Origin of the sequence: Streptomyces sp. NPDC092369 (genome assembly GCF_044755245.1) — a bacterium.
Classification (GTDB): Bacteria; Actinomycetota; Actinomycetes; order Streptomycetales; family Streptomycetaceae; genus Streptomyces.
The window spans coordinates 2,202,478-2,215,635 of the sequence record NZ_JBIVQP010000001.1; the positions used below are offsets into that span (position 1 = coordinate 2,202,478).

Consider the following 13,158-nt stretch of genomic DNA (forward strand, 5'->3'; position numbering starts at 1 on the left):
GCTCGATGATGGCACGGCGCCGGAGGCCGGGATGACGGCCTGAGCGTCCCGATGCCATGACGTGATCAGGCTGTGACCGGTCGTTCGACCAACGCCAGTGCGAGGTGCGGAAGTTCTGTGAGATCCGCCGCGGCCCCACTCAACCAGTGCACCCGCGGATCGCGCCTGAACCACGAATCCTGGCGGCGCGCGAAGCGCTTGGTGGCACGGACGGTCTCGGTGCGCGCCTCGTCGAGAGTGCACTCCCCCGCGAGCGCCGCCAGGACCTGCTGGTAGCCCAGCGCGCGCGAGGCCGTACGCCCCTCGCGCAGGCCCTGCGCCTCCAGCACGCGCACCTCCGCCACCAGCCCCGCGTCCCACATTCGGTCGACGCGGCGGGCGATGCGCTCGTCGAGTTCGGGGCGGGCCACGTCGACACCGATCTGGACGGTGTCGTAGACCGAGTCGTGGCCGGGGAGGTTGGCGGTGAAGGGCCGGCCGGTGATCTCGATCACTTCGAGCGCGCGGACGATACGGCGGCCGTTGCTGGGCAGGATCGCGTGCGCGGCCTCGGGGTCGGCGGCGGCGAGGCGGGCGTGCAGCGCGCCCGAGCCGCGCAGGGTGAGCTCCTCCTCAAGGCGCGCCCGCACCTCGGGGTCGGTGCCGGGGAACTCCAGGTTGTCGACGGCACCGCGGACGTACAGGCCCGAGCCGCCGACGAGGATCGGCCAGCGGCCCTCGGCGAGCAGGGCGTCGATCCGCTCGCGGGCGAGCCGTTGGTACTCGGCGACGGAGGCCGTGACGGTGACGTCCCAGATGTCCAGGAGGTGGTGCGGGACGCCGTCGCGTTCCTCGGGCGTCAGCTTGGCGGTGCCGATGTCCATCCCCCGGTACAGCTGCATGGAGTCGGCGTTGACGACCTCGCCCCCGAGTTGCCGGGCGAGGAAGACGCCCAGATCGGACTTTCCCGCCGCGGTGGGTCCGACGACGGCGATGACTCGGGGGGCGGGGGGTGCGGTGCTCACCGGACCAGTCTCGCAAACCCGGCGGGCACTCCTCGAACGAGTTACGTGACGGTGACGGGACGGGGTCGTTGCCCGGTCGAGGTCCTCGCCGTCGGTTCGCAGGAGGCGGCGGGGCGGGGTGACGCGAACGGGCGCACCGGACGACGCGGGGTTTCGCCCGCACGAGTAACGTATGGAGTGGATATGGGTGTTTTCGCACGGCTTCTCCGGAGGTCGAAGGCCACGGAGGAGGCGTCGGCCGCCGAGGCTCAGGACGCCGCAGTGACGGCGTGCTCGGAGTCTGCGGCGGAGCAGGCGGCAGAGGCGAAGGGGTCGGCCGAGGTGTCCGAGGCCAGGTCCGAGGACGCGGGTGCGACCGAGGTCGAGCCGACGGCGGCGCAGGCGGAGACCCCGGCCGGGACGGCGGACTCCGAGGCCGGCTCCGGCGAGGGCGTCGAGATCCCCAAGCAGCAGTCCGCCGAGGCGACGGCCGACAGTGAGGCCGGCGAGGGCGCCCGCACGTAGCCGCCCGGCGTACGCGTGCGCCGACGGGGTAGCCGCCAGGCGTACGGGCCGGGACACACGGAAGGTGGACCATGGGTCTCCTGGACAATTTGAAGGCCAAGCTCTCTCCGGCCAAGGACAAGGTCTCGGGCCTCGCGCAGCAGCACGGGGGCAAGATCTCGACCGGTATCGACAAGGCCGCGAAGGTCGTCGACGAGAAGACCAAGGGCAAGTACAGCGACCGGATCCAGACGGGGACGGGCAAGGCCAAGGGCGCCGTGGACAGGCTCGCCCACAATGACGACCCGACGGGCATGCCCCCGACCGGCGGCACGACACCGCCACCGGACGCGCCTCCCCCGCCAACCACCTGACCGGCACGAACATCGACGGACGGCCGCGGAGCCCCAACGCTCCCGGCCGTCCGCCGTGTCGGGGCCAGCGAACTCGAACGGCCTTACGCGACCACCGCGCCGGTGACCCGTACCGCCCGTCCGGAACAGGACCGACTGCTGCCGCGCCCTACCCCTCACCCCACGGCAAATACACAGACCGCGGCCTCGGCGACCAGCACCTCGGCCGACGCACCCCACGACCAGCACACGGACCGCCGCCTCGGCCGCCGGCACCCCGGCAGTGCGCCCCACGACCGGCACAGGACCGCCGCCTCAGCGGCCGGCACCCCGGCCAGCCCGCCCCACGACCGGCGCAAGGCCGACTGCCTCCGCACCCAACACCCCACCAATCGCCCCACGGCGGACGCGGGCCAAACAAGTTCGGCACCCCAACACCCCAGCAGTCCCCCGCACGGCCGACGCACAGACCGCCGCCTCAGCGGCCGGCACCCCGGCCAGCCCGCACCACGACCGGCGCAAGGCCGACTGCCTCCGCACCCAACACCCCACCAACCGCCCCACGGCGGACGCGGGCCAAACAAGTTCCGCGCCCCAACACCCCAGCAGTCCCCCGCACGGCCAACGCACAGACCGCCGCCTCGACGTCCCGCACCCCGGCCAACCCGGCCCTACGACCAGGTCGCGACCACGTATCCCACACCGTACGGCGCGTCCTCGTACAGCAGCGTCCCCGTCAGCTGCGCGTTCTCGGCCGCGCCTGCGAGGACCTGCCAGGGGGCTCGGCCCGAGGCCTTCAGCTCGTATGCCAGCTCGCTGTCCAGTTCCTTGATGGCCGCCACGTCCGCCGTGCCCAGCGCCCGTGCGACCTCCGCGTCGAACGGTGCCGCGCGTTCGTCGAAGTAACCGGGTGCCTTGAGCGTGCGGCACGCGCTGGCGTCGCCCATCACCAGCAGTGCCACCCTCTCGGCCCGGGTCGCGAGATCCCTTCCGACTTGGATACACCGCTCGGCGGCGAGAGGTTCCCCCACGCCTAGTCCCTCGATCGGGGCATCGGACCACGCGGTCCGCTCCAGCAGCCACGCGGCGACGGCCAGCGAAGGCGGCAGCCGTCGCTCGGACGGGAGACGCGGCGCCCCCTCGCCCAGCCGTACGTCGACCTCGACACCGAATCCCCGGAACGACCCCGGCGTACCCGCGGGATGCGCACCGCGCCCATCTTGCTCGGCTGGACCGAGGACCACGAGCCGGTCGGGCCGGGCGGCGGCCAGCACGCCGAGCGCGTCCGTGCACGCGGCACGCGCGACGTCCATCTCGGAGGCGGCACCGGCGGCGACCTCGGGCACCAGGAGCGGCGGGCAGGGACAGACTGCGGCGGCTACAAGCATGATCGGCAGCGTAACCCCGCGGGGCGAGCGGGCGTCAGTCCTCGATGAGGACGTCGGTGACGTGGATGACGTCGGTGACCATCAAGTCGATGACCGTGAGGTCAGTCGCAGCCGCAGCCGCTCCCCGTGGCCACCGGCAACGGCTCCGGCGCCCCGATCTTCGGCAGGCCCAGCATCACGCCCACCGGCTTCGCGGCGTTGCGCTTCTCCCACGCGTCACCCGCGCGCGTGCGGCGCACGTCGAGGGTGGGGCCCTCGGCGAGGAGGTGGTGCGGGGCGGCGTAGGTGATCTCGACCGTGACCACGTCGCCGGGACGGACGTCGACGTCCGGCTTGGTGAAGTGGACGAGGCGGTTGTCGGGGGCACGGCCCGACAGACGGTGGGTGGCACCGTCCTTGCGACCCTCGCCCTCGGCGACCATCAGCTCCAGGGTGCGGCCGACCTGCTTCTTGTTCTCGTCCCAGGAGATCTCCTCCTGGAGGGCGACGAGACGCTCGTAGCGCGCCTGGACGACCTCCTTGGGGACCTGGTTCTCCATGGTGGCCGCGGGGGTGCCGGGCCGCTTGGAGTACTGGAAGGTGAACGCCTGCGCGAACCGTGCCTCGCGGACCGCGTGCAGGGTCTGCTCGAAGTCCTCCTCGGTCTCGCCGGGGAAGCCCACGATGATGTCGGTGGTGATCGCCGCGTGCGGGATCGAGGCGCGGACCTTCTCGATGATCCCCAGGTAGCGCTCCTGGCGGTACGAGCGGCGCATCGCCTTGAGGACCGTGTCCGAGCCGGACTGCATCGGCATGTGCAGCTGCGGCATCACGTTCGGCGTCTCGGCCATGGCGGCGATGACGTCGTCGGTGAAGTCACGGGGGTGCGGGGAAGTGAAACGGACGCGCTCCAGTCCGTCGATCTTCCCGCAGGCCCGCAGCAGCTTGCTGAACGCCTCGCGGTCGCCGATGTCGGAGCCGTACGCGTTCACGTTCTGTCCGAGCAGCGTGATCTCGGAGACGCCCTCGTCGACCAGGGCCTCGATCTCGGCGAGGATGTCGCCGGTCCGGCGGTCCTTCTCCTTGCCGCGCAGCGCCGGGACGATGCAGAAGGTGCACGTGTTGTTGCAGCCGACGGAGATCGACACCCACGCCGCGTACGCGCTCTCGCGCCGGGTCGGCAGCGTCGAGGGGAACGCCTCCAGGGACTCGGCGATCTCGACCTGCGCCTCCTCCTGCACGCGCGCGCGTTCCAGCAGGACCGGCAGCTTGCCGATGTTGTGCGTACCGAAGACGACGTCCACCCAGGGCGCCCGCTTCACGATCGTGTCGCGGTCCTTCTGCGCCAGGCAGCCGCCAACGGCGATCTGCATCCCGGGCCGCGAGACCTTGCGCGGCGCGAGGCGGCCGAGGTTGCCGTAGAGCCGGTTGTCGGCGTTCTCGCGCACGGCGCACGTGTTGAAGACGACGACGTCGGCGTCGCCGTCGGACCCCTCGGGGGCGCGGACGTAACCGGCGTCCTCCAGTAGCCCGGACAATCGCTCGGAGTCGTGGACGTTCATCTGGCACCCATAAGTGCGCACTTCATACGTTTTGGATGAACGCTCGTCCACTGCCGGGCTCCGGTCGCTGCTGGTGGTCATTCCTCAAGGGTAGGTGCTCGCCGGAACGGGTTGGGCGCGGCAGTCGGCGCCGGCCACCTCGACGACCGCCGGAGCCTTGATCCCCGAGGTCAGCGTGGCCCGGTAGCAGGCCGTCACCGGTGTGCGCGCGTCCGCGCTGCCGAAGGACGCGTGCGTGGAGAACGTCACGACCGTGGTGCCGTGCCGGGTGGTGACCGTCGGGGTGCCCACGGACGGGTTGCCCGGAGTGGGCAGGGTCGTCGGGGTGAGGGCAGCGGTGCGGCGGGCCACGGCGAGCGCGTCGGCATACTTCCAGGCGTCCTGCTCCATGCGCTCGCGCGCGTGGGTGCTGGTCGTGGTGCCGGCGGGCGGGGAGTGCGGCCAGGACACCAGGACCCGGACGAACGCGACGACGGCGATCGCCAGGACGAAGGTGCCGATGACGGCCACAATCCGGTGGGCCGTGCGCCGGGGTGGGGTGACGGCAGGCGTGACGGCACCGGAATTCATGAAGCCAGGAGCATAGTCCCGATCCGAAGCCCGCGGCCGGAAGTGGCCCACGGTCCCCCAGGGGCCCGTGATGCAATGGGCCCCACAGAGTGATCTCGGGGTGGAGCAGGCGTGTTGGGCAACGGTGGGGGCGGTCCGCGGCCGCTGGAGGACGGCGACCCGCGGGTCGTGGGCGGTTATCGGCTGACGGCACGGCTCGGGTCCGGTGGCATGGGGCGGGTCTACCTGTCGCACACGCCGGGCGGGCGCGCCGTCGCGGTCAAGGTGATCCGGCCGGAGCTGGCCGAGAACCCCGAGTTCCGCGGGCGGTTCCGCGCCGAGGTGGCCGCGGCCGGCCGCGTGCACGGCCTCTACACGGCCCCGGTCGTGGACAGCGACACCGAGGCAGCCGTGCCGTGGTGCGCGACCGCGTACGTACCTGGCCCGTCTCTCGAGGACGCGGTGCGCGAGCACGGCCCGCTGCCCGTGGACACCGTGCTGCGGCTGATCGCCGGCGTCGCGGAGGCCCTGCAGGCCGTGCACCGCGAAGGCATCGTGCACCGCGACCTCAAGCCGTCGAACGTCCTGCTCGCCGCCGACGGCCCCCGCGTCATCGACTTCGGCATCGCACGGGCAGCGGACGCCACTTCGGTGACGCAGAGCGGTACGGCCCTCGGCACGGTCGCCTACATGGCACCGGAGCAGGTGCTCGGCGCGGAGGCCGGCGCCTCGGCGGACGTGTTCGCGCTGGGCCAGACCGCGGTCTTCGCGTCGACGGGCGGCGCCGCGTTCGGCACCGGAGACCCGCACGCGGTGCTGTACCGGGTGGTGCACGAGGAGCCCGACCTCGCCCAAGTACCGGATGAGATACGGGACTTGGTGGCCGCCTGCCTGCGCAAACCCGCCGCCGAACGCCCCTCCGTCGAGGAGGTCATCCGCACCGTCCAGACCCTCCAGACCCACCGCGGCGACGAGGCCCACCACGCGTCCGGCGCCTGGCTGCCCGGCGAACTGGCCGCGGGCATAGCGGCCAGGACCGAGGATGCGAACCGTGGGCCCGGAACGGGCTCGACGCCGGGCACACCTCCCGCCACGGACGCGCCCCCCGGGCCCTACGGCCCCGCCACACCCCCACCCACACCCACAACCCCACCCCCGCCCGCACCCGCCGGCTACGGCCCGCCGCCCCCTCCCGGCGCCTTCGGCCCCCCGATCCCCACGCCGTACGGCCCTTCCACCCCGGCCGCAGCCACCCCCTCACCCGCCCACTCCCCCGTCCCCACCCCCGCCGCTCTCCCCGACCCGATCCTCCTGGCCCAAGCCGCACCCGCCTGGCAGCACCCCCAGGCCGCCCACGTCCACCCCCAGAACCCGTCCACCACACCCACCTCCTCGGTCGGCACGGACAGCACGGACGCCAAGAAGCGCGGAAAACGAACTTGGGTCCTCGCCGCAGCCGCAGTGGCCCTCGTAGCCTCCGGAGCGGGCGCGGCCCTCCTGCTCGTCCCCGGCGACAAGGCCGAAGGCCACACCCAGGACGTGGCCGCGTCCCAGTCCGCCGCACCCACCGACTCCTCGCCCCCGCGCTCTCCGTCCCCCTCGCCCTCCCCCTCCGGGTCGAAGAACCCGAAGGCCGCCAAGTCGGCGGTACCGCCCAGCCCTTCGGGCCCCCCGGCACCCACGCGGAGCGCGGTCGCGGCCGCCCCGACCGCCGCGTCCAGCGGGCCCGCGGCGCCGACGGCCCCCGCCCCGGTGACGTACACCGGAATCCGGATGACCAAGAGCCATGACATCTACCTGGCCGACACCCCGGTACGGTCCAAGGCGGACACCGGGACCTCCGACGAGGACCTGACCTACGCCGTCTACTCCTCCGGCGCGGTCCTGGCCCCCGGCACCGACTCGGGCAGCTCCCTGGCGCTGCTTCCGGAGGGCCGTTCGGGCGCCCTGGACACGTGCAAGGCCGCGACGGGCTACAGGAGTTACGTCTGGGTCAAGGACCTGACGGCCGGTCAGCAGCTGTGCGTGATCAGCGGCACGGGACACGTGGGCCTGGTGACCTACCGCGGCTCCTCCGGGACGACGTACGCCGTCCTGGACGTGAAGGTCTGGCGCAACGCGGCCTAGAAGCCCACCACTTCAGGGATCGATCAATCCCACCCGGATCGCGTAGCGGGTGAGTTCCAACCGGTCCCGCAACCCCAACTTCTGCAGCAGATTGGCGCGATGGCGTTCGACGGTCTTCGTGCTGATGAAGAGGAGTTCGCCGATCTCCTTGGAGGTGTGGCCCTCGGCGACGAGCTTGAGGATCTCCTCCTCCCGCTCGGTGACGGCCCGTCTGGGCAGGTCGTCGCCGCGGTGGAGGCGGTCGACGTAGGAGCGGACGAGGGCCCGTTCGGCGCCCGGGTAGACGAAGGGTTCGTCGCGTACGGCCGCCCGGCAGGCCGCGACCAGGTCGCGGTCGGCGACGGACTTGAGGACGTACCCGCTGGCCCCGGCCTTGAGTGCCTCGAAGAAGTACTGCTCGTTGTCGTACATCGTCAGGATCAGTATGCGCAGGTCGGGCAGCCTGCGGGACAGCTCGCGGGCCGCCTGGAGCCCGGTCATGCGGGGCATGGCGATGTCCAGGACCGCGAGGTCGATGTCACCGGCACGGGCCCGCTCGACCGCCTCGGCGCCGTCGCCGGCCTCGGCGACCACCGTCAGATCCGGCTCGCCGTCGAGGATGAGCCGCACACCCTGCCGTACGAGCGCGTGGTCGTCGGCGAGCAGCACGCGCGCGGGGACCCCCATCAGCGACCTTCCTCGGCGACGGCGACGGCGACGGGAATGAGCAGACGCACGTCCGTGCCCTTCCCAGGAGCGGGCGCGAGCGAGAACCGGGCGCCGATCAGCAGCGCCCGCTCCCGCATCCCGCTGATGCCGGCGCCGTCCACCGCCGTACCGATGCCTTTGCCGTTGTCCCGTACGAGGAGTTCGAGGCCGTCGGCGACGGGCCGGAGGCGGACCTCGGCGCGGTCGGCGGACGCGTGCCGTGCGGTGTTGGTGAGCCCTTCCTGGGCCACGCGGTAGACCACGAGCTCCGACTCCTCGGTCAGCGGCGGCAGTTCGCCGGGAACGTCGTGGCGAACGGTGAGTCCGTGGGTGGTGAACTCGGCGGCGAGCGACCGCAGCGCGCTGGACAGCCCGAGCTCCTCCAGCACCCCGGGCCGCAGCCGCCGGGCGATACGGCGAATCTCGTCGAGCCCCGCCCGCGTGGCCTCCTGAGCCTGCTCCACGTCGTCCCTCAATCCCTCCGGAGCGCGGTCGGCGACCCGCTTCAGTTGCAGCAGAACGGCGGTCAGCGTCTGCCCGACCTCGTCGTGCAGTTCGCGAGCGATCCGGTGCCGCTCCCGCTCCTGGGCGGACAGCGCCCGCCCCGCCCCCGCCGCGCGCTCGCCCTCCAGCCGGTCGAGCATCGTGTTGTACGTCCGGATCAGCTCGGCCGCCTCCGCGGGACCGGCGACGACCGCCCGGGCACCGGGCCGCAGCAGGTCGGCGGTGGCCATGGCGCTCCCCAGCCGGCGCAGCGGGGCGAGGCCGAGGCGCAGCACGATCGCGTTGCCGACCAGCAGCAGGGCCAGGCCCACGACGACGACCAGCGCCTCGGCGGGCGCGACCGGGGTCGACACGGTGACGGGCCCCAGCAGCAGCGCGGCGGCGAGCACCAGCCCGGCCGCGTTGAACGAGAAGATCCGCCAGAACAAGGACACGGTGCTTCCTTTCCCTGCCCTTCTCCTGGCGTACGGCCCCGAAGCGACCAGCCTCTCCCGAGCCGCCGGCTCGCGTATATCCGTGACGTCACCCATGTCGCCACGGTACGGCGGGGTGGCAGCATGCGAGGGGGCCCCATGATCACCGCCGATCGGGCCACCGCCCACTCACCACCCGGCCACCAGTTCACAACCGCCGATTCACCCACCTGCCGATTCAAGGGGAGAAACGTGTCTGCGCCACGCCTGAGGGCGACGCCTCTGCCGGGCATCGGAGTCCAGTACGACCTGGTCACGCGCGACCAGCGCCATCTGTCCGTGGTCGCGCACCGCGACGGCGCCCGCACGGTGAACGTCTACCGGACCGACGATCCCGACTCCTGCGCCCACTCGCTGCGTCTGACCGGCTCCGAGGCGGGCGCGCTGATCGACGCGCTGAAGCCGTCCCACCACAGCGCGAGCCTGCTCTACACCTCCGACCTGGGCCTGGTCGCCGAACGGATCGAGATCCGGGCGACCTCGCACTGGAACGGACGCGTGCTGGGCGACACCAAGATGCGCACCGCCACGGGCGCCTCGATCGTGGCGGCGCTGCGCCGGGCGGAGGCCATCCCCTCCCCGACGCCGGACTTCCGGCTGGCGGGCGGTGACATCCTGATCGTCGTCGGCACCCGCGAAGGCGTCGACGCCGCCGCGGCGATACTCGGGCGGGAGTGAGCCGGTGCACTCCGCGGTCCTGCTGATCGAGTTCGGCTCCATCCTTTTGGCCCTGGGCCTGCTGGGCCGGTTCGCCGGCCGGTTCCGGCTCTCCCCCATCCCCCTCTACCTCCTCGCCGGCCTGGCCTTCGGTGAGGGCGGCCTGCTCCCCCTCGGGGCGAGCGAGGAGTTCGTGGCCACGGGCGCCGAGATCGGCGTCATCCTCCTGCTCCTGATGCTCGGCCTGGAGTACTCGGCCGGCGACCTGGTCACCAACCTCAAGTCGCACTACCCGGCCGGCCTGGTCGACGGCGCGCTCAACGCCCTGCCCGGCGCCGTCGCGGCCCTTCTCCTCGGCTGGGGCCCGGTGGCGGCGGTCGTCCTGGCCGGCGTCACCTGGATCTCCTCGTCCGGTGTCATCGCGAAGGTCCTGGGCGACCTGGGCCGCGTGGGCAACCGCGAGACGCCGGTCATCCTCAGCGTCCTGGTCCTGGAGGACCTGGCGATGGCGGTGTACCTGCCGATAGTGACCGCCCTGGTGGCCGGCGCCGGCCTGATGGCGGGCAGCCTCACGCTCGCGATCGCCCTGGGTGCGGCGGGCCTGGTCCTGTTCGTCGCGGTCCGCTACGGCCGGGTGATCTCCCGCTTCGTCTCCAGCGACGACCCGGAGAAACTGCTCCTCGTGGTCCTCGGCCTGACGATCCTCGTGGCGGGCGTGGCCCAACAGCTCCAGGTCTCGGCGGCAGTCGGCGCGTTCCTGGTCGGCATAGCCCTGTCCGGCGAAGTGGCGGAAGGCGCCCACACCCTCCTCAGCCCCCTGCGCGACCTCTTCGCGGCCGTCTTCTTCGTCTTCTTCGGCCTGCACACGGACCCGGCGAGCATTCCCCCGGTGCTGCTCCCCGCGCTGGCCCTGGCCCTGGTCACCGCCGCGACGAAGATCGCCACCGGCTACTGGGCGGCCCGCCGAGCCGGCATCTCGGTCAAGGGCCGCTGGCGCGCGGGCGGCGCGTTGGTGGCACGCGGCGAGTTCTCCATCGTCATCGCGGGCCTGGCGGTCACTGCCGGAATCGAACCGTCCCTGGGCCCCCTGGCCACGGCGTACGTCCTGATCCTGGTCGTCCTCGGCCCCCTCACGGCGCGCTACACGGAACCCCTGGCCCGGTACTTCACGGACCGGGCGGCGACCCGCAAGCGCACGACGGAACCGGTGGAGGCGGAGGTGTCGGTGGGCGACTGACCCAGCCACCCACAGGAGGGGTGGCCCACTTCACATCGCGAGGTCGCCGGAGTACGGAGTTCCAGTGCGGCGGCACTGGCATGCTCATGCACACCTACTCGCCAGTAGTACCCGTGAGTAAGTACTCCTTGGCCACCCCCCACCCTCCCCAGGACTGACCTTGCACAGACGCAAGCGGCACACGCGCGCCGTGCTGCCCGCCCTCGCCACCGCCACGCTCCTCCTGGCGGTCGGCTGCTCCGCGGCACCGGCGACCGACCACGCCGACGCGAAGCCCAGCCGTTCGACCGACACCAGCGAGACGACGGCGGCCGCCGACCGCCCCCTCGCGGTGGCCGCCGCCCCGGCCGACACCGCGACCGCGGCGGCACACCCGGGCTCGACCTCGGGCAGAACGGCGCACCGAACGACCCTCGCGGTGCACGCGTACGACGCGAAGACCCGACGAGCCGTCATCTCGACTAAGCCGAAGGCGAGTTCACCGCCGGAATCAACAGCATCCCCGTCTCCGAGCACCCCTCCCCGACCCACCGCCGTCGGTGACGTCATAGCCAGCGCCCCGGCGCCCGGCGCCCCGAACGGGCTGCTGGCCAAGGTCACCAAGGTGCTCGGCGAGACCGACGCGGGCACCGAGGTGCAGACCGAGCCGGCCGCCCTCGACTCCGTGCTGGGCGACGAGACGGCGAAGGGCAGTGTGCCGGTCGCCCCGGCCGCCTTCGACGTCGACAAGCTCCTGCCCGACGTGGACGTGTCCTGGTCCAGGACCAGCGACGTCCATGTGGGCCCGGAGGGCGCGACCGTCCCGCTGGGCAGCCTGCGACTCGACGTACGCGCCGAGATCCCTTCCCCCGCAGACGCCCCCGTCTCGGCCAAGGCCTCGGTCTCGGGCTACGCGCAGATCGCCCCGCAGGTCGACTTCAAGTACGGCGGCGAGGGCACGGGCATCACGCCCGCCTCGGCGTACCTGGGCGTCTCCGGCGACTGGACCTCGGGCTGGGCCCTGAAGGGCCGGGCCGCCGCGAGCACGGGCGCCCCGCTCCGCATCCCGTTCGCGAAGCTGCACGCGGACCCGGTGCTCCAGGTCGGTCCGGTCCCGGTCGTCGTCAACCTCGACCTGACCTGCTATCTCCAGATCAGCGGCGACGGCAAGGTCACCGTGGACGTGGCCCAGGACATCAAGGGCGATTTCAAGGCGGGCGGCACCTTCGGGACCGCGCAGGGCTGGACGCCGGTGAATTCCTCCGACATGTCCAGCACCCCCGTACGAACCTCCCTCTCCACCGCCGGCAACGTGAAGGCGGCACTGGGCGCGGAGGCCTCCGTGGGCCTCTACGGCGCCGTAGGCGTAGTCGCCGACCTGGCCCCGTACGTACGCGGCGAGGCCTCAGCCACTTACCCGGCCCCCACGGCCACCTGGGCGGTGTACGGCGGCGTGGACCTCACCGGCACCCTCCGCCTCCAGCTCTCGATCTTCGGCACGCCGGTGCTCCGCCAGGACATCCCCCTCGGCGCCCTCCACCACGAATGGAAACTGGCCGGCGCCTCCTAGTCACCGCCCCCGTCACGCGCCGCTGGGCACCCACCCCTGGCGGCGCAGCACGGCCGACACATCGGGAGCCTCGTAGTGCTCCCCCTTCAAGACCTTGCCGTCGGCCCGCCGCACCACACTCCCGTCGGGCCCCACCTTCGTCATGTTGGACCGGTGAATCTCGGCGATCACCGCATCGAGATCAATGCCGTGCACAAGGGCGGTCCCATAAGCCACATACACAACATCAGCCAACTCATGAGCAAGCTTGTCGAGCGGCCCGGCAACCGAAACCTCAGCAACCTCCGCGGCCTCCTCGACAAGCAACTCCCGCCGATGAGCAGCCAGTTGAGCCGAAACCTCCGTAGGCGTCCCACGGGCATCAAGCCCCACAGCCACATGAAACGCACGAACCAACTCAGCAGGCGAAGAACTCATCCCCCGACCCTACCGATCACCGCTGACACCCCCGGATGACGGCCGCGCACCCCACTGTCCCGCGGCCGCCCACGCACCGGGAGTGGGGGGGGGGGGGGGGGGGGGGGGGGGGGGGGGGGGGGGGGGGGGGGGGGGGGGGGGCGGGGCGCGGGGGGGGGGGGGGGGGGCGCCCGCCGCCCCGGCGCCCCG

The 13,158-nt window shown here is 72.4% G+C and carries 13 protein-coding genes; 6 read left to right on the forward strand and 7 right to left on the reverse strand.

Going from position 1 to position 13,158, the window contains the following annotated elements; genetic code table 11:
* Nucleotides 1-65: 65 nt before the first annotated feature.
* Nucleotides 66-1,004: a tRNA (adenosine(37)-N6)-dimethylallyltransferase MiaA gene (gene miaA / locus ACIQI8_RS09560; RefSeq protein ID WP_402346565.1), complete on the reverse strand. Its 939-nt coding sequence runs from the start codon at nucleotides 1,002-1,004 to the stop codon at nucleotides 66-68.
* A 183-nt stretch (nucleotides 1,005-1,187) separates the two neighbouring features.
* Here miaA and ACIQI8_RS09565 point away from each other — a divergent pair, with 183 nt between their 5' ends.
* Nucleotides 1,188-1,508 carry a hypothetical protein gene (locus tag ACIQI8_RS09565; RefSeq protein ID WP_402346567.1) on the forward strand — a complete coding sequence of 107 codons (321 nt, stop codon included), beginning with the start codon at nucleotides 1,188-1,190 and terminating at the stop codon, nucleotides 1,506-1,508.
* Nucleotides 1,509-1,579: 71 nt separating this feature from the next.
* Nucleotides 1,580-1,861, forward strand: coding sequence for an antitoxin (locus ACIQI8_RS09570; protein ID WP_402346569.1), 282 nt, complete (start codon nucleotides 1,580-1,582; stop codon nucleotides 1,859-1,861).
* 650 nt (nucleotides 1,862-2,511) lie between these two features.
* Here ACIQI8_RS09570 and ACIQI8_RS09575 read toward each other — a convergent pair.
* From ACIQI8_RS09575 to ACIQI8_RS09585, 3 genes are all read right to left on the reverse strand, one after another.
* A complete protein-coding gene (locus tag ACIQI8_RS09575; protein ID WP_402346571.1) occupies nucleotides 2,512-3,228 on the reverse strand; it encodes a class III extradiol dioxygenase subunit B-like domain-containing protein in 717 nt (238 codons plus the stop codon).
* A gap of 101 nt (nucleotides 3,229-3,329) precedes the next feature.
* Nucleotides 3,330-4,850, reverse strand: a complete 1,521-nt coding sequence (gene miaB, locus ACIQI8_RS09580) for a tRNA (N6-isopentenyl adenosine(37)-C2)-methylthiotransferase MiaB (protein ID WP_402346573.1) — start codon at nucleotides 4,848-4,850, stop codon at nucleotides 3,330-3,332.
* A 3-nt stretch (nucleotides 4,851-4,853) separates the two neighbouring features.
* On the reverse strand, nucleotides 4,854-5,339 hold the full coding sequence (locus tag ACIQI8_RS09585) for a hypothetical protein (protein ID WP_402346575.1): 486 nt from the start codon (nucleotides 5,337-5,339) through the stop codon (nucleotides 4,854-4,856).
* 111 nt (nucleotides 5,340-5,450) lie between these two features.
* Between ACIQI8_RS09585 and ACIQI8_RS09590 the strand changes: the two genes are divergently transcribed.
* On the forward strand, nucleotides 5,451-7,445 hold the full coding sequence (locus tag ACIQI8_RS09590; RefSeq protein ID WP_402346577.1) for a protein kinase: 1,995 nt from the start codon (nucleotides 5,451-5,453) through the stop codon (nucleotides 7,443-7,445).
* A gap of 12 nt (nucleotides 7,446-7,457) precedes the next feature.
* On the opposite strand, the gene ACIQI8_RS09595 is transcribed toward ACIQI8_RS09590, so the two are convergent.
* Both ACIQI8_RS09595 and ACIQI8_RS09600 read right to left on the reverse strand, forming a co-directional pair.
* Nucleotides 7,458-8,111, reverse strand: coding sequence for a response regulator (locus ACIQI8_RS09595; RefSeq protein WP_402346579.1), 654 nt, complete (start codon nucleotides 8,109-8,111; stop codon nucleotides 7,458-7,460).
* Nucleotides 8,111-9,070, reverse strand: coding sequence for a sensor histidine kinase (locus ACIQI8_RS09600; RefSeq protein ID WP_402346581.1), 960 nt, complete (start codon nucleotides 9,068-9,070; stop codon nucleotides 8,111-8,113). The genes ACIQI8_RS09595 and ACIQI8_RS09600 overlap by 1 nt, the downstream gene beginning before the upstream one ends.
* Nucleotides 9,071-9,301: 231 nt before the next feature.
* On the opposite strand from ACIQI8_RS09600, the gene ACIQI8_RS09605 reads away from it, so the two are divergent.
* The 3 genes from ACIQI8_RS09605 to ACIQI8_RS09615 all read left to right on the forward strand — a co-directional run bounded on the left by ACIQI8_RS09605 (nucleotide 9,302) and on the right by ACIQI8_RS09615 (nucleotide 12,552).
* Nucleotides 9,302-9,787 (forward strand): cation:proton antiporter regulatory subunit, encoded by a 486-nt coding sequence (locus ACIQI8_RS09605; RefSeq protein WP_402346583.1) that lies wholly within the window; start codon nucleotides 9,302-9,304, stop codon nucleotides 9,785-9,787.
* A gap of 4 nt (nucleotides 9,788-9,791) precedes the next feature.
* On the forward strand, nucleotides 9,792-11,003 hold the full coding sequence (locus ACIQI8_RS09610; RefSeq protein ID WP_402346585.1) for a cation:proton antiporter: 1,212 nt from the start codon (nucleotides 9,792-9,794) through the stop codon (nucleotides 11,001-11,003).
* 160 nt (nucleotides 11,004-11,163) lie between these two features.
* A complete protein-coding gene (locus ACIQI8_RS09615) occupies nucleotides 11,164-12,552 on the forward strand; it encodes a hypothetical protein (protein ID WP_402346587.1) in 1,389 nt (462 codons plus the stop codon).
* Between the two features lie 12 nt (nucleotides 12,553-12,564).
* On the opposite strand, the gene ACIQI8_RS09620 is transcribed toward ACIQI8_RS09615, so the two are convergent.
* Complete coding sequence (locus tag ACIQI8_RS09620) at nucleotides 12,565-12,969, reverse strand: MazG nucleotide pyrophosphohydrolase domain-containing protein (RefSeq protein WP_402346589.1); 405 nt, start codon at nucleotides 12,967-12,969, stop codon at nucleotides 12,565-12,567.
* Nucleotides 12,970-13,158 lie beyond the last annotated feature (189 nt).

Coding starts and splice junctions, on each gene's coding strand:
- ACIQI8_RS09565 (WP_402346567.1), top strand. CDS start 1,188: ATGGGTGTTTTCGCACGGCTTCTCCGGAGGTCGAAGGCCACGGAGGAG.
- ACIQI8_RS09570 (WP_402346569.1), top strand. CDS start 1,580: ATGGGTCTCCTGGACAATTTGAAGGCCAAGCTCTCTCCGGCCAAGGAC.
- ACIQI8_RS09575 (WP_402346571.1), bottom strand. CDS start 3,228: ATGCTTGTAGCCGCCGCAGTCTGTCCCTGCCCGCCGCTCCTGGTGCCC.
- miaB (WP_402346573.1), bottom strand. CDS start 4,850: ATGACCACCAGCAGCGACCGGAGCCCGGCAGTGGACGAGCGTTCATCC.
- ACIQI8_RS09585 (WP_402346575.1), bottom strand. CDS start 5,339: ATGAATTCCGGTGCCGTCACGCCTGCCGTCACCCCACCCCGGCGCACG.
- ACIQI8_RS09595 (WP_402346579.1), bottom strand. CDS start 8,111: ATGGGGGTCCCCGCGCGCGTGCTGCTCGCCGACGACCACGCGCTCGTA.
- ACIQI8_RS09620 (WP_402346589.1), bottom strand. CDS start 12,969: ATGAGTTCTTCGCCTGCTGAGTTGGTTCGTGCGTTTCATGTGGCTGTG.